13 protein-coding genes are annotated in these 19975 nt (G+C 72.5%); 5 read left to right on the top strand and 8 right to left on the bottom strand.

Annotation, left to right across the window (positions count from 1 at the left end; translation table 11 throughout):
* Positions 1-58 precede the first annotated feature (58 nt).
* Positions 59-1732: a coenzyme B12-dependent isobutyryl-CoA mutase large subunit gene (icmA, locus tag Cba03nite_RS05250; protein WP_203742520.1), complete on the bottom strand. Its 1674-nt coding sequence runs from the start codon at positions 1730-1732 to the stop codon at positions 59-61.
* A gap of 309 nt (positions 1733-2041) precedes the next feature.
* On the opposite strand from icmA, the gene Cba03nite_RS05255 reads away from it, so the two are divergent.
* A complete protein-coding gene (locus tag Cba03nite_RS05255) occupies positions 2042-5266 on the top strand; it encodes a penicillin acylase family protein (protein ID WP_203742529.1) in 3225 nt (1074 codons plus the stop codon).
* Positions 5267-5360: 94 nt separating this feature from the next.
* Here the strand turns inward: Cba03nite_RS05255 and Cba03nite_RS05260 are convergent, their stop codons facing one another.
* The 7 genes from Cba03nite_RS05260 to Cba03nite_RS05290 all read right to left on the bottom strand — a co-directional run bounded on the left by Cba03nite_RS05260 (position 5361) and on the right by Cba03nite_RS05290 (position 14933).
* Positions 5361-6758: a carbohydrate-binding protein gene (locus Cba03nite_RS05260; protein WP_346112120.1), complete on the bottom strand. Its 1398-nt coding sequence runs from the start codon at positions 6756-6758 to the stop codon at positions 5361-5363.
* Between the two features lie 399 nt (positions 6759-7157).
* Positions 7158-7733 (bottom strand): hypothetical protein, encoded by a 576-nt coding sequence (locus Cba03nite_RS05265; protein ID WP_203742531.1) that lies wholly within the window; start codon positions 7731-7733, stop codon positions 7158-7160.
* Between the two features lie 49 nt (positions 7734-7782).
* On the bottom strand, positions 7783-8439 hold the full coding sequence (locus Cba03nite_RS05270) for an ABC transporter ATP-binding protein (protein ID WP_203742541.1): 657 nt from the start codon (positions 8437-8439) through the stop codon (positions 7783-7785).
* A complete protein-coding gene (locus tag Cba03nite_RS05275) occupies positions 8439-9374 on the bottom strand; it encodes an ABC transporter ATP-binding protein (RefSeq protein WP_203742543.1) in 936 nt (311 codons plus the stop codon). The genes Cba03nite_RS05270 and Cba03nite_RS05275 overlap by 1 nt, the downstream gene beginning before the upstream one ends.
* The gene (locus Cba03nite_RS05280) at positions 9371-12466 is read right to left on the bottom strand and encodes an FtsX-like permease family protein (RefSeq protein ID WP_203742545.1); all 3096 of its coding nucleotides are present in this window, start codon (positions 12464-12466) and stop codon (positions 9371-9373) included. Before Cba03nite_RS05280 ends, Cba03nite_RS05275 begins: the two co-directional genes overlap by 4 nt.
* Positions 12467-12689: 223 nt before the next feature.
* The gene (gene meaB, locus Cba03nite_RS05285; protein WP_203742547.1) at positions 12690-13664 is read right to left on the bottom strand and encodes a methylmalonyl Co-A mutase-associated GTPase MeaB; all 975 of its coding nucleotides are present in this window, start codon (positions 13662-13664) and stop codon (positions 12690-12692) included.
* Between the two features lie 87 nt (positions 13665-13751).
* On the bottom strand, positions 13752-14933 hold the full coding sequence (locus tag Cba03nite_RS05290; RefSeq protein WP_203742549.1) for an acetyl-CoA C-acetyltransferase: 1182 nt from the start codon (positions 14931-14933) through the stop codon (positions 13752-13754).
* A gap of 66 nt (positions 14934-14999) precedes the next feature.
* On the opposite strand from Cba03nite_RS05290, the gene mce reads away from it, so the two are divergent.
* The 4 genes from mce to Cba03nite_RS05310 all read left to right on the top strand — a co-directional run bounded on the left by mce (position 15000) and on the right by Cba03nite_RS05310 (position 19970).
* Positions 15000-15479, top strand: a complete 480-nt coding sequence (gene mce, locus Cba03nite_RS05295) for a methylmalonyl-CoA epimerase (protein WP_203742551.1) — start codon at positions 15000-15002, stop codon at positions 15477-15479.
* 248 nt (positions 15480-15727) lie between these two features.
* Positions 15728-17083 carry a crotonyl-CoA carboxylase/reductase gene (ccrA, locus tag Cba03nite_RS05300; RefSeq protein WP_239125484.1) on the top strand — a complete coding sequence of 452 codons (1356 nt, stop codon included), beginning with the start codon at positions 15728-15730 and terminating at the stop codon, positions 17081-17083.
* 193 nt (positions 17084-17276) lie between these two features.
* Positions 17277-18506: a coiled-coil domain-containing protein gene (locus Cba03nite_RS05305; RefSeq protein ID WP_203742553.1), complete on the top strand. Its 1230-nt coding sequence runs from the start codon at positions 17277-17279 to the stop codon at positions 18504-18506.
* 78 nt (positions 18507-18584) lie between these two features.
* Positions 18585-19970 carry a hypothetical protein gene (locus tag Cba03nite_RS05310; protein WP_203742555.1) on the top strand — a complete coding sequence of 462 codons (1386 nt, stop codon included), beginning with the start codon at positions 18585-18587 and terminating at the stop codon, positions 19968-19970.
* Positions 19971-19975: the final 5 nt, after the last annotated feature.

Here is a 19975-nt window from a genome sequence, read left to right on the forward strand (position 1 = left end):
GCCCCTTTTGGGCGTGTCGCCCCCACAGTCCACGCAAGATCGCCGCCATAGGTGTGGGTTAGAAGCGGGCTGGTTCGCGGTAGGTGCCCCATTCGTCGCGGAGGGCGTTGCAGATTTCGCCGAGGGTGGCTTCGGCGCGGCAGGCGTCGAGCATGGCGGGGACCATGTTGGCGCCGGTGCGGGCGACCTCGATCATCTTCTTGAGGGCGGCGTCGACGGTGGCCTGGTCGCGGTCGGTGCGGCGGGCCTGGAGGAGCTTGACCTGCTCGCGCTCCACCTCGTGGGAGACCCGCATGATCTCCAGGTCCTTGGCGATGGTGCCGGTGTGGCAGTTGACGCCGACGATGCGCTTGTCGCCCTCCTCCAGCGCGCGCTGGTAGGTGTAGGCCGAGTCGGCGATGGCGGAGGTGAACCAGCCGTCCTCGATGCCGCGCAGGATGCCGCTGGTGATGGTGCCGTCGGTGCCCCGCTCCTTGATGCGCTGGAAGATCGCCTCGGCCTCCGCCTCGATCTTGTCGGTCAGCGCCTCGACGTACCAGGAGCCGCCCAGCGGGTCGGCCACGTTGACCACACCGGTCTCCTCCATCAGCACCTGCTGGGTACGCAGCGCGATCTCGGCGGACTCGTCGGTGGGCAGGGCGAGGGTCTCGTCCAGGGCGTTGGTGTGCAGCGAGTTGGTGCCGCCGAGCACCGCCGACAGCGCCTCGACCGCGGTGCGCACCACGTTGTTGACCGGCTGCTGGGCGGTGAGCGAGACGCCCGCGGTCTGCGTGTGGAAGCGCAGCCACTGGGCCTTCTCGCTGGTGGCGCCATACACGTCGCGCATCCAGCGGGCCCAGATGCGGCGGGCGGCGCGGAACTTCGCGATCTCCTCGAAGAAGTCGATGTGCGCGTCGAAGAAGAAGCTCAGGCCGGGCGCGAACACGTTCACGTCCAGGCCGCGGGACAGGCCCAGCTCGACGTAGCCGAAGCCGTCTGCCAGCGTGTACGCCAGCTCCTGCGCGGCGGTCGCCCCGGCCTCGCGGATGTGGTAGCCGGACACCGACAGCGGCTTGTACTTCGGGATGTGGTGCGCGCAGTACTCCATCAGGTCGCCGATGAGGCGCAGGTGCGGTTCGGGGTCGAACAGCCACTCCTTCTGCGCGATGTACTCCTTGAAGATGTCGGTCTGCAGGGTGCCGTCGAGCTTGCTCAGGTCGGCGCCCTGGCGCTCAGCGGCGACCAGGTACATGCAGAACACCGGAACGGCCGGGCCGGAGATCGTCATCGAGGTGGTGACGTCCTGCAGCTTGATGCCGTCGAACAGCACGTCCATGTCGGCGGCCGAGTCGATCGCGACGCCGCAGTGGCCGACCTCGCCCAGCGAGCGGGCGTCGTCGGAGTCGCGGCCCATCAGGGTGGGCATGTCGAAGGCGACCGACAGGCCGCCGCCGCCCGCGCCGAGGATCAGCTTGTAGCGCTCGTTGGTCTGCACCGCGTTGCCGAACCCGGCGAACTGGCGGATGGTCCAGGTCCGGCCCCGGTAGCCGGTCGGGTAGAGGCCGCGGGTGAACGGGAACTCGCCCGGCCAGCCGATGTTCTCGAAGCCCGGGTAGTCGACGCCGGCGGGCGGGCCGTAGAGCGGCTCGACCTCGACGCCGCTGAGCGTGGTGAAGTCCGCGTGGCGCTTGTGCGCCTTGTCGTACCGCTGCTGCCAGCGTTCGCGGCCTGCGGCGATCTCGTTGGCGTCCACGTTTCCTCCCGGGTGGTGATACCTGGATCACAGGATTTCGAGCACAGCGTAGCCCGCAGCCCTGAACGATCGCTAAGCCCTGGGCTACCCGCCGGTCAACAAACAGTGAGTGACCTCTTTCACACCTGTGGATTCCTCGTTACCATCCGGTACACGAAATCTCTTCATGTAAGTGCGTCGACGGCAGGCTGAGCGATCGGCCAGCGGCGCCCGGCACCGGCCGGGCAACCCGTCCGGCAGCGCGTGGACCGGGCCGTCCGATGCGGAACAGCGGACCCGTCCCCCGTCCCCCGCCGAAGGGATCCACCCATGTCCCGACGCGCCAGCGGCCCGTATCCACGGGCCGGACGCTCCCTCGCCACAGCCGCCGCACTGGTCACGGCCGGTGCCTTCGCCCTCGTCGTGCCACCCGCGGTGCCCGCTGCGGCGGCCGTGCTCGCCCCGAACGACTACTGCCTCCAGGAGTGCTCGGACATCCTGCCGCCGGGCCAGAACGGCAACGCCACCCTCGTCGACATCCTCGGTCACCAGGCGTTCGGCACCCGGCCCGCGCACTCGGCCGACCAGCTCGACCGGTACGCCAACCTGGTCTACAACTACGCCGGGCTCACCGACGAGCAGATCCCGGCGTACTTCAACGACGCCTCGTTCGGGGTGCCCGCCGGGCAGGCCGAGCGCACCTACTCCCCCCGCTCCGACGTGACCATCGTGCGCGACAAGGCGACCGGCACGCCGCACGTCACCGGCACCACCCGCGCCGGGACCATGTACGGGGCCGGCTTCGCCGGCGCCGAGGACCGCCTGTTCACCATGGACCTGCTCCGGCACGTGGGCCGGGGCACGCTCACCCCGTTCGCCGGGGGCGCGGCGGGCAACCGCTCGCTGGAGCAGAGCGTCTGGCGCAACGCGCCCTACACCGAGGCCGACCTCCAGGCGCAGGTCGACGCACTGCGCACGATGGGCGCCCGGGGCGCGCAGCTCTACGACGACGTCAGCAACTACATCGCGGGCGTGAACGCGTACATCGCCCAGTGCATGGCCGACCGCGACTGCCCCGGCGAGTACGTGCTCACCGGCCACCTCGACGCGATCACCAACGAGGGCGGCCCGGTGAACTTCACCATGACCGACCTGATCGCCGTCGCGGGCGTGGTCGGCGGCCTGTTCGGCGGGGGCGGCGGCAAGGAGATGGAGTCCGCGCTGGTCCGGGTGGCCGCGCGGGCCCGCTACGGCGCCACCGAGGGCGACGCGGTGTGGAACGCGTTCCGCTCCCGCACCGACCCGGAGGCCGTGCTCACCGTGCACGACGGCACCAGCTTCCCGTACGGCGCGGCCGACGACGACGCGGCCGGGGTCGTACTGCCGGACGCGGGCTCGGCCGTGGTCGAGCCGGTCACGGCCAACCCGACCGGCTCGGCGAACAGCTCGGTCACCGCGAAGTCCGACATCGCCGCCGCGCTGGGCAGCCTCACCATCGGCCCGAACGGCAAGGGCATGTCGAATGCGGCGGTCGTCTCGGCGGCGCACTCGGCCGACGGGCACCCGATCGCCGTGTTCGGGCCGCAGACCGGCTACTTCTCCCCGCAACTGCTCATGGTGCAGGAGCTGCAGGGCCCCGGCATCAGCGCCCGCGGCGCCGCGTTCGCCGGGCTCAACCTCTACGTGCTGCTCGGACGCGGGCAGGACTACGCGTGGAGCGCCACCTCGGCCGCGCACGACATCACCGACACGTTCGCGCTGCCGCTGTGCACCACCGACGGCAGCACCCCCACCCTGAACAGCAACAAGTACCTCTACCGGGGCGTGTGCACGGCGATGGAGGAGCTGTCGCACACCAACGCCTGGACGCCGACCACGGCCGACGGCACCGCCGCGGGCTCGTACAAGCTGATCACGTACCGGACCAAGCTCGGCCTGGTCGCCTGGCGCGCGACGGTAGGCGGCGCCCCGCACGCCTTCACCCACCTGCGTTCCACCTACCGGCACGAGGCCGACTCGGCCATCGGCTTCCAGATGTTCAACGATCCCGCCGCGATGGGCACCCCGGCCGACTTCAAGGCCGCCGCCGCCAACGTCGGCTACTCCTTCAACTGGTTCTACGTGAACTCGACCGACACCGCCTACTTCATGGCCGGCAACAATCCCGTGCGGGCGGCGGGCCACAACCAGAATCTGCCGGTACGCGGCGACGCCGCCTACGAGTGGCAGGGCTACAACCCCGCCAACAACACCGCGGTGTACGCGCCGAACAGCACCCACCCGCAGTCGGTGAACCAGGACTACTACATCAGCTGGAACAACCGGCAGGCCAAGGATTTCGGGGCGGCCGACGGCGACTTCAGCTTCGGCTCGGTGCACCGCGGCGACCTGCTCGACGCCCCGCTCAAGGCCGCGCTCGCGAGCGGCCAGAAGTTCGACCGGGCGTCGCTGACCAGGCTCGTCGAGAACGCGGGCGTCACCGACCTGCGCGGCTGGAAGGTGCTCGACGACCTGCTCCGGGTCGTCGAGAGCCAGGCCGTCACCGATCCCACCCTGGCCGCGGCCGTCGGCAAGCTCAAGGCCTGGCAGCAGGCCGGGGCGCGGCGCGTGGAGACCTCGCCCGGCTCGAAGGTGTACGCCCACGCCGACGCGATCCGGATCTTCGACGCGTGGTGGCCGCTGCTGGTCAGCGGCCAGTTCCAGGCCGCGCTCGGCGACAACCTGTACGGCGCGCTGGTCGACGCGATGTCCATCAACGAGTCCCCGTCCGGCGGCCAGAACGGGCCCGGCTCCAGCCTGCCCGGCTCGCTCAACTCCGCGCAGGCCCACAAGGGCTCGTCCTTCCAGCACGGCTGGTGGGGGTACGTCGACAAGGACATCCGGGCCGTGCTCGGCGACCCGGTGTCGGGCGGCCTCGGCCGCGCGTACTGCGGCAACGGCGTGCTCAGCGCGTGCCGGACCATGCTGCTGTCGACCCTCGGGGCCGCGAACGGGCAGACGGCGAGCGCCGTCTACCCCGGCGACGACCACTGCGCCGCAGGTGACCAGTGGTGTGCGGACGCGATCCTGCAGTCCGCCCTCGGCGGCATCACCGCGCCGCTGACCGCCTGGCAGAACCGGCCGACGTACCAGCAGGTGGTGTCGTTCCAGGCCCGGCGTGGTCAGGACATCACCAACCTGGCGCAGGGGCGGCCGGTGTCGGCCAACGGCAGCCAGCTGTTCTACCCCGTCGGCAACGCCGTGGACGGCAACCCGCAGTCGCGGTGGAGCAGCAGCTACGCCGACAGCCGGTACCTCCAGGTGGACCTGGGCAGCGTCAGGTCCGTGGGCCGGGTGATCCTGCGCTGGGAGGCGGCGTACGGGCGCTCGTACCGCATCGACGTCTCCACCGACGGCACCAGCTGGACCACCGCCTTCGCCACCACCACGGGCAACGGCGGCGTCGACGTGGACGCCTTCACCCCCGTCAACGCCCGCTACGTCCGCATGCAGGGCGTGCAGCGCGCGACCTCCTACGGCTACTCCCTCTGGGAGATGGAGGTCTACTCCCGCTGACGCCACGCGGCTTGGTGATGATCGCGAGTTCGTGTCGATTTGTGGGCTCTGACCACAGGTTTCGACACGAACTCGCGATCTTGCCCTTCCGGGGTCAGCGCCGGAAAACCAGCCAGTCGACGTTGACGAAGTCGGCGGGCTGGCCGCTGGAGAAGGTGAGGTAGACGGTGTGGCGGCCGGTGACGGCGGTGACGTTGCCGGGCACCTCGCGGAAGCTGCTCCAGCCGCCGGTGTTGGCGATGGAGAAGCTGCCGATCGGCGCGTTGCTGGGGCTGTCGAGCCGGACCGAGACGGTGCCGCTCACGCCGCCCGCCGCGCCGGACGACACCCGGGCCAGGAAGTCCCGCGGCGACGTGGTGCCGAAGTCGACGTTGTCGTAGCGGGCCCAGTCCCCGTTGGCGATGTAGCCGATCTGGTCGCTGCCGGGCACGATCCCCGACTGCGCGTTGTACGACTCCGCCTGGATCGTGCTGTACGCGCTGCGCGTCCCGCTGCTCGACGTCGGCGCGGGCGAGCTCGGCGCGGCCGTCGGCGTGGTGCCGCCGCCGCCCTTGGTGTACACGGCCACGTAGTCGACCAGCATAGGCACCCCGGACTTCGTGCCGCTGGTCGGCGTCGAGTAGCCGGCCACGCCGTTCGGGAACGCGCCGCCCATCGCCACGTTGAGCAGGATGAAGTAGCCCTCGTGGCTGGTCATGTCCGACCAGTACGAGCCGACCTGGTTCTGCGTCACGGTGAAGAACTGCACGCCGTCGACGTACCAGCGCAGCACCTGCGGGCTCACGCTGGTGTCCCACTCGATGGCGTAGGTGTGGAAGTTGCCCTGGCAGTTGCTGTTCGGGCAGGCCCGGGTCGCGCCGAGGCCCTGGGTCTCGTTGCAGGGACCGCCGGGGTTGACGCCGCAGTGCAGCGTGCCCCAGACCTGGTTCATCCCGTTGACGTTCTCCATGATGTCCAGCTCGCCGATGCCGGGCCAGTTCCAGTAGTTGCCCCGGTAGGGCGAGCCCAGGGCCCAGAACGCGGGCCAGTAGCCCATGGCCGAGCTGCCGGTGACGTTCGGCATGGCGATGCGGCCCTCGATGCGCAGCACCCCGCCCGACGGCGGCTTGAAGTTGGTCCGCTTGGTCTCGATGCGGGCCGACGTCCACTGGCCGGAGCTGCTGCGGATCGGCGTGATGCGCAGGTTGCCCGAGCCGTCGAGGCTGATGTTCTGGGTGCTGGTGGTGTAGGTCTGGATCTCGCCGGTGCCGAAGTTGGCCGGGCCGTTGGGGTACTGCGTACCCGTCGTGAAGATCCAGTTGTTGGACGACGGCAGGCTGTTGGCCGAGCCGGTGAAGTCGTCGCTCCACTGCAGAGTCCAGCCCGAGGGCGTGCCGGGCAGGGCGGCGTTGGCGTCGACGGTCAGTGCGGTGGTGCCGGCCATGGTGAGCGCCACGGCACCGGCGACGAGCAGGTTCCGGCGGCGGTGCCGGGTGGGGGGTGCGGGGGTCACAGGGAACCTCCATCAACGAATCGCGGTACGCGGCAACCGGGCGGTTCGCCGCGTGAGAGCGCTCTCACGATTTCTATTGCGTTACGCCCCGACTGTCAATGGGTAGACGACCAGCAATGTTACCGGTCACCTTCTTAACAGATCGGCGCAGTGGCCCCGACGTCCGGCCATAGATGGAGAGCGCTCTCTCAGGCCAGGAAACGTTCACCGCCGAAGCCCTCGACGACAGACCCCGTCCCACCGGTCACGCCGCCGCTGTCCACCATCGATCATGAAGTTAGGGCAGCGACACGCCGCCGAACCCGCCCATAAGTTCATGATCGACGCGGTTCAGCGGTTCAGCGGTTCAGCGGTTCAGCCGGTCCAGCGGGGCTGTGGTGCGGGGGTGTAGGCGGTGGGTCAGAGTAGGTGCCAGTGGTCTAGTAGGAGGGTGAGGAGGAACTCGCCGGTGACGGCGATCGTCACGAAGGCGGCGACCGCGACGCCGGGAGGTAGTGGCGAGCGGTCGGCGAGAGGGGTCGTGCTGTAGAGGCTTACCACCACCGCTGCGAGCGGGATGCCGCCTAGGGCGCCGAACAGCAGCGCCCCGGCCGCGCCCATGCCCGCGCGGAACCACGACTGCTGGTACGCCAGGTCACCGACCAGCCGCACGTCGACGGAGGTGCCCGGGGCGATCGTCCCGCCCGCGTTCGACATGCCGACGGTGCGGGCGGGCGCCGAGCCGTCTGCGGGGGTGAACCATCCGTCGCAGTCCGTCCACTCCGTCGCGGTCTCCTGGTCGATGATCTCCGAGGCGCAGTGGGAGACGACGACGGTGCCGGGCACGCCGACCCAGCCCGTACGCGCCACGGAGTCCGCGCCGAGCTCCCGCACGAGCAGGGCGCCGAGCCACATCCAGCCCAGCGCGACGGCGGCGATGCACAGCCACCAGAACCCGAAGGACGCCTTCTCCCGAAGCACGGCGGCGCGACTCATGAGAGCGAAGCTACCTGCGCAGGGCAAGCGGGTGAAGGGTGCCGCGTCCTCAGCGGACGGGGGCGGTGGCGTGGCCGTCGACGAGGTGGAGTTCGGCGTCGCAGGCGGCGGCGGCCTGCGGGTCGTGGGTGGCGAAGACGACCGCCGCGCCCCGATCCGCCTCCGCGCGCAGCAGCGACAGCACCGTCTGGCGGTTGGCGGCGTCCAGCTCGCTGGTCACCTCGTCGGCCAGCAGCACGCTGCCGCGCAGGGCCAGGCCGCGGGCGATCGCCGTACGCTGCTGCTGCCCGCCGGACAGCTCCTCGACCAGCTGCTCGGCCTGGTTGGCCAGGCCCACCTGGGCCAGCGCGTCGGCGGTGAGGCGGCGGGCGTCGGCCGCGCGCATACCCGCCGACACCAGCGCCACCAGGATGTTCTCCGACGCGGTGAGGGTCGGGGCGAGGCCGTTGTGCTGCGGGATCAGCACGATGCCCTGAGTCACCGCCTGGTCACGGTCGCGCAGCGGAGCGCCGTCGAGGGTGACCTGGCCCTCGGCCGGGCGCAGCAACCCGGCCAGCGCCCACAGCAGGGTGGTCTTGCCCGCGCCGGACGCGCCGGTGACGGCCAGGATGCGGCCCGGCTGCGCGGCGATCGACACGTCGCGCAGCACCGCCCGGTCCTTGGTGTACGCCATGGTGATCCGCTCGGCGAGCAGCGTCCGGCTCATCAGGCCACCTCACGGGAGTAGTCGGGGACCGGCGCGGCGTGCCGGGCGTACACGGGCGCGTCGTCGCCCGGCTCGAACTCGTCGGCGGACAGCGGCGCCCCGGCCTGTGCGGCCGCGAGCAGCACGGTGCCGTCCGGGCGCGGGTGCACCCGGACCCGGGTGCCGGGCGGCAGCAGCGCCAGTACCTCCGGCGGCAGGTGCACCGAGCCGTCCCGGCCGACCACGGCGAACTCCTCGCCGAGGCTGCCCTCGCCGCCGACGCGGCCGTCGCGGATGGTGACCTGGCGGCCCATCCCGGCGCCGACCTGCGGGTCGTGGGTGACCACCACGACGGTGGTGCCGGACCGGCGCACCGACTCCAGCGACGCGATGACCTCGTCCCGGGCCACCGAGTCGAGCTGGCTGGTGGGCTCGTCGGCCAGCAGCAGGCCGGGCTTGTGCGCCAGCGCCACGGCCAGCGCGAGGCGCTGCCGCTCGCCGGGGGTCAGCTCGTGCGGGCGCTGACGCAGCCGGCCGCGTACGCCGAGCAGGCCGACCAGGGCGAGCACGTCGCGCGGGGCGGGCAGACCGGTGACGCCGTGGTTGCGGGCGGCGCGCTGGGCGAAGCGCACGTTCTGCTCGGCGGTCAGGTACGGCAGCAGGTTGCGCTCGGCGCCCTGCAGCACCACGCCGACCTCGGTGGCCCGCATCCTGGCCAGCTCGGCCTCGGTGGCCTTGGCCAGGTCGGTGTCGCCGACGGTGGCCCGCCCGGCGGCCGGGCGGATCAGGCCCGCGAGCAGCGAGAGCAGCGTCGACTTGCCGGAGCCGGACGGCCCCAGCAGCGCCACCGACTCGCCGGGTGCGATGTCCAGGTCCACCCCGCCGAGGGCGACCACGTCGTACCCCTCCAGCCGGTAGATGTAGACCAGGCCGCGACAGGTCACCGAGCCGTTCACCGGTTGCCTCCTCGGATGAGTTCGGGGGTGGCCCGCTTGACCATGCGCCCGCCGCGCAGCACCGCCAGCAGCAGCACCAGCAGCGCGCCCACGACGGCCAGCGGCAGCGCGTCCGGGGCCAGGCTCGGCACCAGCGCGCCGAGCACGTCCCCGGCCAGGCCGGGCGCGCCCGCCGTGCCGACGGTGACCAGCGGGATGCCGGGCAGCATCAGCGCGGCCGCGCCGACGCCGACCAGCAGGCCGACCAGGATCGGCAGGCCGAGCAGGGCGAGCCGTTCGCGGCGCAGGCCGCGGCGCAGCACGCCGGGGCGTACGCCGGTGACCCGCAGCGCGGCCAGCTCGGCGCGGCGCTCGCCGGCGCCCAGGCGGGTGCTGAGCGCCAGCACGCCCAGCGCGAGCAGCGCCGCGGCGATGCCGGCCAGCAGGTAGAGGCGCAGGCCGAGGGCGGGTGCGCGGCGGCCGAGCCGGTCCAGCTCGTCCGGCACGGTCTCGGTCCGCAGCACGCGTACGCCCGACGCGGCGAGCTTGGTCGCCAGGTCGGCCGGGGCGTCGGCGGCGGCCCACACCTCGTAGCGCAGGTCGGTCGCGTCTGCCAGGCTCTGCGTCACCGAGGCGGCGCGCACCGCGAGGTCAAGGTCGAACAGCAGGCCGTGCTCGCCCGCGCGGGGCAGCAGGTCCGCCTTCTCCAGTACGGCGAACGACTGCGGCGCCTCGGCGAAGCCGGGCAGGTCGAAGTGCTCGGGGTCGTCGCTGCTCGGCGCGGCGCCCGCCAGCACCACCGGCAGCTCCTGTGGCCCGTCCTGGTAGGAGATGAGCACGTCGCCCTGATCGGCCGAGCTGACGCTGACGGCGAGCTGCGTGCCGCCGGTGACCTTCACGGTGGCGTTCGGGGTGCGGTCGACCAGGAACTTCCAGGCCGTCGCGGTGCCGTAGCGCAGGGCCAGCGGCTGGCCGCCGGAGCGGAGCTCCTGGAGGGTCAGCGCGGTCTCGACGGGTCCGCTCTGGCCACCCTCCCGTCCCACGGCCAGGCCGACCAGGCGGCAGCCGCCGTCGGCGCAGCCGGTCACGGTGGCGGTGTAGTCCCGGGTGCCCTTGCGCAGCCGTTCGAACCACACCACCCGGGGCGGCTCGCCGGGGGTGGACACCAGCACGCCCAGCCGGGCGGGGGTCTCGCCGAGTTCGGCCACGGACACCCGGGCCGTCACCGATCCGGTGACCTCCGCGGGCTGCCCGGCGTCCGCGCGCAGGCGGCCGGCCAGCGTGGACAGGGCCGCGTCGTCGTGCCCGCGCCAGATCGCGACGGCGGGCAGCCGCTCCGACTGCACCCCGATCAGCTCGACGCGCTGGTTGTTGTAGAGCTCGTCGGCGCGGACCACGGCCATCGAGTGGTTCGTCGGGTCGGCCACGGCCAGCGCGTCGACCAGCGCCTGCGGGTGGGCGGCGGAGACGGCGTACACCGTGGGCGCGCCCACCGCGTCGTCGGCGCGCTGCGCGCGGGCGTCGGCGGCCACGTCCCACGCGGTGGCGGAGAAGGTCAGCAGCGCCACGGCCGCGGTCAGCACGGCGACGGTGCGGGCCGCGCCGGGGCGGCGGGACAGCTGCGCGGCGGACAGCATCGCGGGCAGCCTGCCGCGGCGCCGGGCCAGGCCGAGCCGGGCCCGCGACCACAGGTTCAGCAGCCGCCCGGCGAGCACGCCCGCGACGATCGCCAGCGCGGCCGGGGCGAGCAGGGCCAGCGGAGCGGAGCGGTCGCGCAGGGCGGCGGCCAGCGAGGCGATCGCCAGCGCGGCGGCCACGCCCTCCAGCACCCCGGCCCGCCAGGTGCCGCGCTGCGGGACCCGCCGCAGCAGGCCCAGCACACTGCGGCCGAGCGTGGCGCGGGCGGCCAGCCAGGCCGCGGCGCAGGCCAGCACCAGGCCGCCGACGGCCGCCGCGAACACCGGCCAGCGCGGCTCGACGTGCACCCCGTCGGCGAGCACGGTCCGGGCGGCCAGCTCGACCGCGCCCAGCCCGGCGGCCAGGCCGAGCGGCGCGCCCAGCACGATCAGGAACAGGGTCTCGCCGAGCCCGAAGCGGATGGTGCCGCCGCTGCCGTAGCCGCGCAGCCGGGCCAGCGCCAGCTCCGGGCCGCGCTCCTCGGTCAGCGCCGCGACCAGCATCAGCAGCACGACGAAGGCCAGCAGCACCAGCGGGACCGCGATGATCGGCACGGTCCGGGCGAGCGCGTCCTGGTCGCGCGCGGCGTCCTCGACGATGGCCGGCAGCGCCGTCTCGACCTGCAGCTCGGAGGCGTTCAGGGTCAGCCCGAGCGCGCCCAGCTCGCTGCGCAGCGCGCCCACGTCGTCGAGGCGGACCAGCTCCGGGCGCAGCGGGTACGCGATGGACAGGCTGACCGGCACGGCGTCGCCGAGCTGCACGTCGTCCTCGGCGCCGGCGAACACGGCGTCCAGCCGCGCCGCGCCCTCGCCGCCGGACTGGCCCTGCGCGAAGTAGCCGTTGTTGCCCCAGTGCGCCTCCTGCGGCGCGAGCGGGGTGTAGAGGCCCACGACCTCGTAGCTGCGGCCCGCGGTGGCGCCCTGCGCCGGGCGTACCGTGATCTTGTCGCCGACCTCGACGCCCGCCTCGGCCGCGGCGCGCTCGGAGAGCATCACCTGCTCGGCGTCGATGGCACAGTCGCCGGTGATCCGCAGGTGCGCGCAGGCGCCCTGGTGCCAGGCCAGCCGGGCGGCGAAACGAGCACCCCCGGTGGTGTTCAGCGACGTGTCGGTGCTGACCGCGCCGACGGGCCGGTCCAGCACGGCGGACAGCCGGGGCGACCGGGCCAGCGCCCCGCCGACGACGGCCTGCGTGTCACCGACCGGCTGGTGCGCCGCCTCGGCCGTGTCGGCGCTGCCGTCCGCGGTGACGGTGACCGCGGCGGCGGTGGCCGGGGCCGCGCTGAGCGCGTCGGTGAGCACCGACTGCTGCGCCGCGCGCCCGTACGCCGGAGCGAGCACCGCGGCGGCCGTGGCGAACGCCGCGAGCGACAGCACCACCAGCGACCGGCCGGAGCGGTGCCGGATGCCCCGCAGCATGACGGACCAACCGGCCACCGTCGCCTCCACGTGTAAGAGCCCTATGTGCCCCGACACCTTAGCGATTGGTCAGTCCGCCCGTGAAGCCGCTTCACCTATCGTTACCAGCCCGCTCCCCGCCCTCACCCCCCGCTGACGATCTTGCACGAACTGTGGGGACCACACGCCCCAAAGGGACGGATCACCAACACTTCGCGCAAGATCGACGGGATCTTGGCGGCGGCAGGGGTGGAGCGCCCGGTCAGACGAGGTCGTCGAGGAGCTGGGTGGCGGCGGTGTGGGGGTCGAGGGTGCCGGTGACGACCTTGTCGGCGAGGGCGGCGAGGCCGGCGCCGGGGAGGTCGGCGAAGCGGGCGCGCAGCTGGCCCAGGGCGATCGCCTCGATCTCGGCGGCGGCGCGGCGGCGGCGGCGCTCGGTGAGCTGACCGGTGTCGGTCAGCCAGGTGCGGTGCTCCTCGATCGCGGCGACGATGCCGTCGATGCCCTCGGCCTTCGCGGCGACGGCCTTGACCACGCGGGGGCGCCAGTCGCCGGGGCCGCGGTCCGCGCCGCCGAGCGCGATCATGCCCTGGATGTCGCGGTGGGTTGCCTCGACGCCGTCCCGGTCGGCCTTGTTGATGACGAAGATGTCGGCGATCTCCAGGATGCCGGCCTTGACGGCCTGGATCGCGTCACCCATGCCGGGCGCGAGCAGCACCAGCGTCGTGTCGGCCAGCGAGGCGATCTCGACCTCGGCCTGCCCCACGCCGACGGTCTCCACGAGCACCACGTCGAACCCGACCCCGGCCAGTACGCGTACCGCCGCCGGGGTGGCCGCCGAGAGCCCGCCGAGGTGGCCCCGGCTGGACATGGAGCGGATGTAGACGCCGGGATCCGTCGCGTGATCCTGCATGCGCACCCGGTCGCCCAGGATCGCGCCGCCGGTGTACGGGCTCGACGGGTCGACGGCGAGCACCGCGACCCGCTGGCCCGCCGCGCGGAAGGCGCGGACCAGCTCGTTCGTGGTGGTCGACTTGCCCACGCCGGGCGAGCCGGTCAGGCCCACCACCATCGCGGCGCCCGCGCTCGGCGCGAGCGTCGACGCGATCTCCGGCAGCGCCGCCGAACCCGACTCGACCAGCGTGATCAGCCGCGCCACCGCCCTGGCCTCACCGCCGCGGGCCCGCTCGATCAGGTCCTGCACCGGGGACGGGGACGACACACTCGGCTCGGTCATGGGCCAACCATTTCGCAGAAGCTCGAAGGGATCAAGGAATGGCCGCGCCGCCCGGACGAGTGCCGGGCGGCGCACCTATATACAAGGTCAGGCCGGGACCTTGAGGATCAGGGCGTCGCCCTGGCCGCCGCCGCCGCAGAGCGCAGCCGCGCCGGTGCCGCCGCCGCGGCGCTTCAGCTCCAGGGCGAGGGTCAGCGCCAGGCGCGCGCCGGACATGCCGATCGGGTGGCCGAGCGCGATGGCGCCGCCGTTGACGTTCACGATCTCCGGGGAGATGCCCAGCTCACGGGTGGACTGGATGCCGACCGCGGCGAACGCCTCGTTGATCTCGACCAGGTCGAGGTCGGCGGCGGTCAGGCCCTCCTTGGCCAGCGCCTGCTTGATGGCGTTGGACGGCTGGGCGTGCAGCGAGTTGTCCGGGCCGGCCACATTGCCGTGCGCGCCGATCTCGGCGAGCCAGGTCAGGCCCAGCTCCTGCGCCTTGGCCTTGCTCATGACGACGACCGCGGCGGCGCCGTCGGAGATCGGCGAGGAGGAGCCGGCGGTGATGGTGCCGTCCTTGGCGAACGCCGGGCGCAGCTTGCCGAGCGTCTGCGCGGTGGTGTCGGGGCGTACGCCCTCGTCCTCGCTGATCACGATCGGGTCGCCCTTGCGGGCCGGGATGGTGACCGGGGCGATCTCCTCGGCGAAGCGGCCGTCCTTGATCGCGGCGGCGGCGCGCTGGTGCGACGCGGCGGCGAAGGCGTCCTGCTCCTCGCGGGTGATCTCGTAGCGGCCGTTGTGGCGCTCGGTCGACTCGCCCATGGAGCAGGCGTCCCAGGCGTCGGACAGGCCGTCGTGCGCCATGTGGTCCTTGACCGTGACGTCGCCGTACTTGTAGCCGGTGCGCTGGCCGACGAGCAGGTGCGGGGCGTTGGTCATGGACTCCATGCCGCCGGCCACCACGATGTCGAACTCGCCGGCGCGGATGAGCTGGTCGGCCAGCGCGATCGCGTCGAGGCCGGACAGGCAGACCTTGTTGATGGTGAGCGCGGGGACGCTCATCGGGACGCCGGCGCCGACGGCGGCCTGGCGGGCGGTGATCTGGCCGCCGCCGGCCTGCAGCACCTGGCCCATGATCACGTACTGGACCTGGTCGGGGGCGATCCCGGCGCGCTCCAGGGCGGCCTTGATGGCGACCGTGCCGAGCTGCGTCGCGGACAGGTCCTTGAGGTTGCCGAGCAGGCGGCCCATCGGGGTGCGCGCTCCGCTCACGATCACAGAAGTCATGGTGGTACCCCTCCGAGTGGCCTGGTTCACGTATCGCCTTAACGATGGTTCGGTCAGACTAACCGCATGAGCGAACCAGCATCCCTGTCGACCTCATCACAGGACACTTCGTCACACTTCGTCGGCCTGCTGCGCATCGACCACGTCGGGATCGCCGTGCCGGATCTCGACGCCGCCATCGCCTTCTACGAAGGTACGTTCGGCATGACGTGCACGCACACCGAGACCAACGAGGAGCAGGGCGTCCGCGAGGCGATGCTCCAGGTCGGGCCGGATCCGGCGGGCGGCGCCGTGCAGCTGCTCGCGCCGCTGCGGGCGGACTCGCCCATCGGGAGGTTCCTGGAGCGGTCCGGGCCGGGCATGCAGCAGATGGCGTACACCGTCGCCGACATCGACGCGACCTGCGCGGCCCTGCGCGAGCGCGGCGTGCGGCTGCTCTACGACGCCCCGAAGCGCGGCACCGCGAACTCCCGGATCAACTTCGTGCACCCGAAGGACGCGGGTGGCGTCCTGGTGGAGCTGGTCGAGCCCGGAACGGGCCACTGAGCCGTCGTCGCAGGCCGCGCGGCCTGTACGGCTGAATGATCGTTAAGCCCGGCGTGGACTTTTTCACACATCGGTTCCCGCGAAAGCTACCGACCAGTAACGTCCGGCCCAGCTGAGCCGTACATGTGTGCCCGACCACATGGCGGCTCATCGGAGGGCCCGCCAAGGATGGCCCGCAGACCCGGAACAGCCGCCCGCAGCCGGCAAGGCGCGGGACGTAGCGGTTCCCTCACCACGGAGGTGGCGCCGTGCAAGACATCCTCGACGTGATCATGGAAGCGGAGGGCGCGGCCGATCCCGCCGCGCTCCTGCGGAGCCTGGCCGACGTGCCGGTGCCCGCCGCCTACCGGGGCATGGTGGTCCGCGAGGAGGACACCGCCATGTTCGACGGGCTGGCCACCCGCGACAAGGACCCGCGCAAGGCGCTCCACCTGCAGGAGGTGCCCGTCCCGGAGCTGGGTCCGGGCGAGGCGCTGATCGCGGTCATGGCCAGTGCGGTCAACTACAACACCGTGTGGACGTCCATTTTCGAGCCGCTGCCGACGTTCGGCTTCCTGAAGAAGTACGGACGGTTGTCCGCGCTGACGAAGCGCCACGACCTGCCGTACCACGTGGTCGGTTCGGACGCGGCGGGCGTGGTGCTGCGCACCGGCGCGGGCGTGACGAAATGGCAGGCCGGGGACCAGGTCGTGGCGCACTGCCTCAACGTCGAGCTGGAGGACGCGACCGGCCACGACGACACGATGATGGACCCGCAGCAGCGCATCTGGGGCTTCGAGACCAACTTCGGCGGCCTGGCCGAGCTGGCCATCGTCAAGGCCAACCAGCTGATGCCCAAGCCCGCGCACCTGACCTGGGAGGAGGCGGCCAGCCCGGGGCTGGTCAACTCCACGGCGTACCGGCAGCTCGTCTCGCACCACGGGGCCAACATGAAGCAGGGCGACGTGGTGCTGATCTGGGGCGCCAGCGGCGGTCTGGGCTCGTACGCGACGCAGATGGCGCTGAACGGCGGCGCGATCCCGGTGTGCGTGGTGTCCTCTCCGGAGAAGGCGGAGATCTGCCGGCGCATGGGCGCTGAGCTGGTCATCGACCGCGCGGCGGAGGGCTACCGGTTCTGGTCCGATGAGCACACTCAGGATCCGGGCGAGTGGAAGCGGTTCGGCGCGCGCATCCGCGAGCTGACCGGCGGCGACGACCCGGACATCGTGTTCGAGCACCCGGGCCGGGAGACGTTCGGCGCCAGCGTGTACGTGGCCAAGAAGGGCGGCACGATCGTCACCTGCGCCTCGACCAGCGGCTACGAGCACCAGTACGACAACCGCTACCTGTGGATGTCGCTCAAGCGCATCGTGGGCAGCCACTTCGCGAACTACCGCGAGGCGTGGGAGGCCAACCGCCTGATCGACCTTGGACGGATCCACCCGACGCTGTCCAAGACGTTCCCGATGGAGCAGACCGGCCAGGCGGCGTACGAGGTGCACCGCAACGCGCACCAGGGCAAGGTCGGCGTGCTGTGCCTGGCGCCCGAGGAGGGCCTCGGTGTGCGCGATCAGGAGAAGCGGGCCCGGCATCTGACGGCGATCAACCGCTTCCGCGGAGTGTGACCCAAAGCTCACCCTTGGTGAGGTCGCGGATGGCGGAGGCGCAACGGCGCGCCTTCGCCATCCGGCATTTCCGACGAATTGGACTTTTGTTTTCTGGTGCGGATCTTCCAGCCGTAAATCGACCCATACTCCGAGGGCGAAAGTACGCCCGGTCCCTTGCGCGACACCCAGGGTCATCTGCGAGTATGTGCCAATGTCCCAGCAGCCCTCCTCCGTCGCGTTCTTCGATGGCGCGAACACCCAACAAGACTTCACAGTCGTCCTGCGTGGTTTCGACCGCGAACAGGTAAACGCGTTTGTCGGCCGTCTGAACGCTCAGCTTGCCCAGTCGGAGCAGGCACGTGCGGAGGCCGAGCAGCGCATGAACGACGCCCAGCGTCGTCTGCGCCAGGCTGAGCAGCGGCTCAACTCGGTGGAGCAGAAGCTCACCGACACGAGCAAGCAGCTGGAAGAGAACAGCCGCCCCACCCTGTCCGGTCTCGGCACGCGCGTGGAGCAGATCCTGCGCCTCGCCGAGGAGCAGGCCAACGACCACCGCGGCGAGTCCAAGCGTGAGTCGGAGGGCATCCTCTCCGCCGCCCGCCTGGAGGCCCGCGAGATCACCGACAAGGCGCGCGCCGAGGCCGCCGCCATGAAGGCGACCGCCGAGCGCGAGGCCGGCAACCTGCGCACCGCCGTCGAGCGGGAGGCCGCCGAGGTCCGGGTCCAGGCCCGCCGCGAGGCCGACACGCTGCGCGCGGACGCCGACCGCGAGACCAAGCAGCTGCGCACCGCCACCTCGCACGAGGTCGCCGAGCTGAAGGCCACCGTCGAGCGCGAGGTCGCTACGCTGCGCGCCACCGCCGAGCGGGAGATCACCCAGCTGCGCGCCAAGGCCGCCCGCGAGGCGGAGGAGAAGCGCGCCGAGGCCTCCAAGATGCTGGCCGACGCCCGGGACAAGCGCGACAAGGACCTGCAGGCCCTCCAGCTCGAGCTGGCCGAGCGCCGCGAGAAGTCCGAGCGCGAGGAGTCGCAGCGCCACTCCGCCGCCGTCGCCGCCACGCAGAAGCTGGTCGGCGAGGCCGAGGAGCGCGCCCGCGCCGCCGAGGACCGGGCCAAGGAGATCGAGCAGCGCGCCGAGGCCCGCCGCGTCGAGTCCGAGCGCACCGCGACCGAGACCACGGAGAAGGCCCGCGCCGCCGCCGAGAAGGCCGTCAACGAGGCCAAGGCCGAGGCGCACCGCCTGGTGACCGAGGCGCGCAACGAGGCGGAGCTGACCACCACCGCCGCGCGGCGCGAGGTCGAGGACCTCACCCGCCAGAAGAACGCCGTCACCGCCCAGCTCGGCCAGATGCTGTCCGGCCTGGCCGGCATCGTCCCCGGCGTGGGCGCCCCGGCGGCCGCTCCGGCGGAGGAGAAGCCGAAGGCCGAGAAGGCCGAATAACGATCCGACCCGGATTCGATCACGCCGCGCCCGGCAGCCGTCGGACGCGGCGTGACTCTTTATGTGAAGATGGACCGCATGTCGCACGGCGGAGACCTGTTCGCGCTCGGTGAGGGCGTCGCATCCGAACCCAGCTTCGACATAGCCCTGCGGGGCTATGACAAGAAGCAGGTTGACCGTTACGTAACGCAGGTCGAATCGGACCTGTCCACCCTCGCCGCCGAGCGAGATCAGGCCTTCTCGCAGGTGCAGGCGCTCGCCGGCCAGGTGCAGCAGCTGCAGCTGGAGCTGTCCGACGCCGCCCGCCGCGCCGTGCCGTCCCGCGTCTCGTTCCGCCACCTCGGGGCCCGCGTGGAGCAGATCCTCTCGCTGGCCGAGGACCAGGCCGAGGCGCTGCGTGAGGGTGCCCAGCAGGAGATCGCCGACCAGCGCGCCGAGGCCGAGCGGCTGCTCGCCGACGCCCGTGAGCGCGCGGCGACCGCCAGCCGCGACTTCGACCTCGCGCTGGCCCAGCGCCGCAACGAGGAGCGCAAGGAGGAGGAGCGCCGCCGCGCCGAGCTCGGCGACGAGACCCAGCGGCTGCGCACCGAGGCCCGCGAGCTGCTCACACATACCCAGACCGAGGCGCAGGCGCTGCGCACCGCCGCCGCGCAGGAGGCCGCGTCGCGCCGGATGCAGGCCGAGAAGGAGATCGCCACGGCCCGCACCGAGGCCGAGCAGTACGCCGCCACCCACCGCGCTCAGGCCGAGCAGCAGCTCGCCGCGGCTCAGGCCGAGGCCGAGCAGCGCAAGCTGGCCGCCCTGGCCGACGCCGCCCAGGCGGTCGCCGCAGCCCGTGCCGAGGCGGAGCAGCTGCTCGCCGCGGCCCGCGTCGAGGCCGAGCGGCAGGTGGCCGAGGCCGCCGCCGCGGCGACCCAGCGCACCGACGAGGCCGAGAAGCAGGTCGCCCTGGCCAAGGGCCGCGCCGCTGCCGAGCAGGCCGCCCTGGAGAACACCCAGCAGCAGTACGCCGAGGGCCAGTCCCGGCTGGACGCCATGCGCACCGACATCACGCAGATCGAGCGGCGCCTGGCCGAGCTGAAGCAGCAGCTGCACGGCGAGCTGGAGCGGCTGTCCAAGGCGCAGCGCGAGGCGGAGGAGGCCGAGCGCCGCCGCGCCGAGGCCGTCCGCGCCGCCGACGAGGCGGGCAAGCCCGCGGCGGTCCCGGCCGCGCCCGTCGACGAGGAGAAGACGCAGACCATCGCCATGCCCGCCCCCGTGCCGCCGACCCAGCCCACGGCCCCGCACGGCGCGCTGGCCCAGTCGGGCGCGGCTCACCCGGCTCAGCCTGCCGCCGCTCCGGCGGCCCCGGCCGGTGCGAACGGCACGGCTCCGGCGCAGCAGGCCGGCGACGAGCCGACGATCATGCTCGGCGGCAACGAGCCGACGATCAGCCTGACCGGCGACAGCGCCGAGGCCAAGTAGTCAGC

It is taken from the genome of Catellatospora bangladeshensis (genome assembly GCF_016862575.1).
In the GTDB taxonomy this organism is placed as follows: domain Bacteria; phylum Actinomycetota; class Actinomycetes; order Mycobacteriales; family Micromonosporaceae; genus Catellatospora; species Catellatospora bangladeshensis.

Coding starts and splice junctions, on each gene's coding strand:
- Cba03nite_RS05270 (WP_203742541.1), bottom strand. CDS start 8,439: ATGAGCCGGACGCTGCTCGCCGAGCGGATCACCATGGCGTACACCAAG.
- meaB (WP_203742547.1), bottom strand. CDS start 13,664: ATGACCGAGCCGAGTGTGTCGTCCCCGTCCCCGGTGCAGGACCTGATC.
- mce (WP_203742551.1), top strand. CDS start 15,000: ATGAGCGAACCAGCATCCCTGTCGACCTCATCACAGGACACTTCGTCA.
- Cba03nite_RS05265 (WP_203742531.1), bottom strand. CDS start 7,733: ATGAGTCGCGCCGCCGTGCTTCGGGAGAAGGCGTCCTTCGGGTTCTGG.
- Cba03nite_RS05305 (WP_203742553.1), top strand. CDS start 17,277: ATGTCCCAGCAGCCCTCCTCCGTCGCGTTCTTCGATGGCGCGAACACC.
- Cba03nite_RS05290 (WP_203742549.1), bottom strand. CDS start 14,933: ATGACTTCTGTGATCGTGAGCGGAGCGCGCACCCCGATGGGCCGCCTG.
- Cba03nite_RS05310 (WP_203742555.1), top strand. CDS start 18,585: ATGTCGCACGGCGGAGACCTGTTCGCGCTCGGTGAGGGCGTCGCATCC.
- Cba03nite_RS05255 (WP_203742529.1), top strand. CDS start 2,042: ATGTCCCGACGCGCCAGCGGCCCGTATCCACGGGCCGGACGCTCCCTC.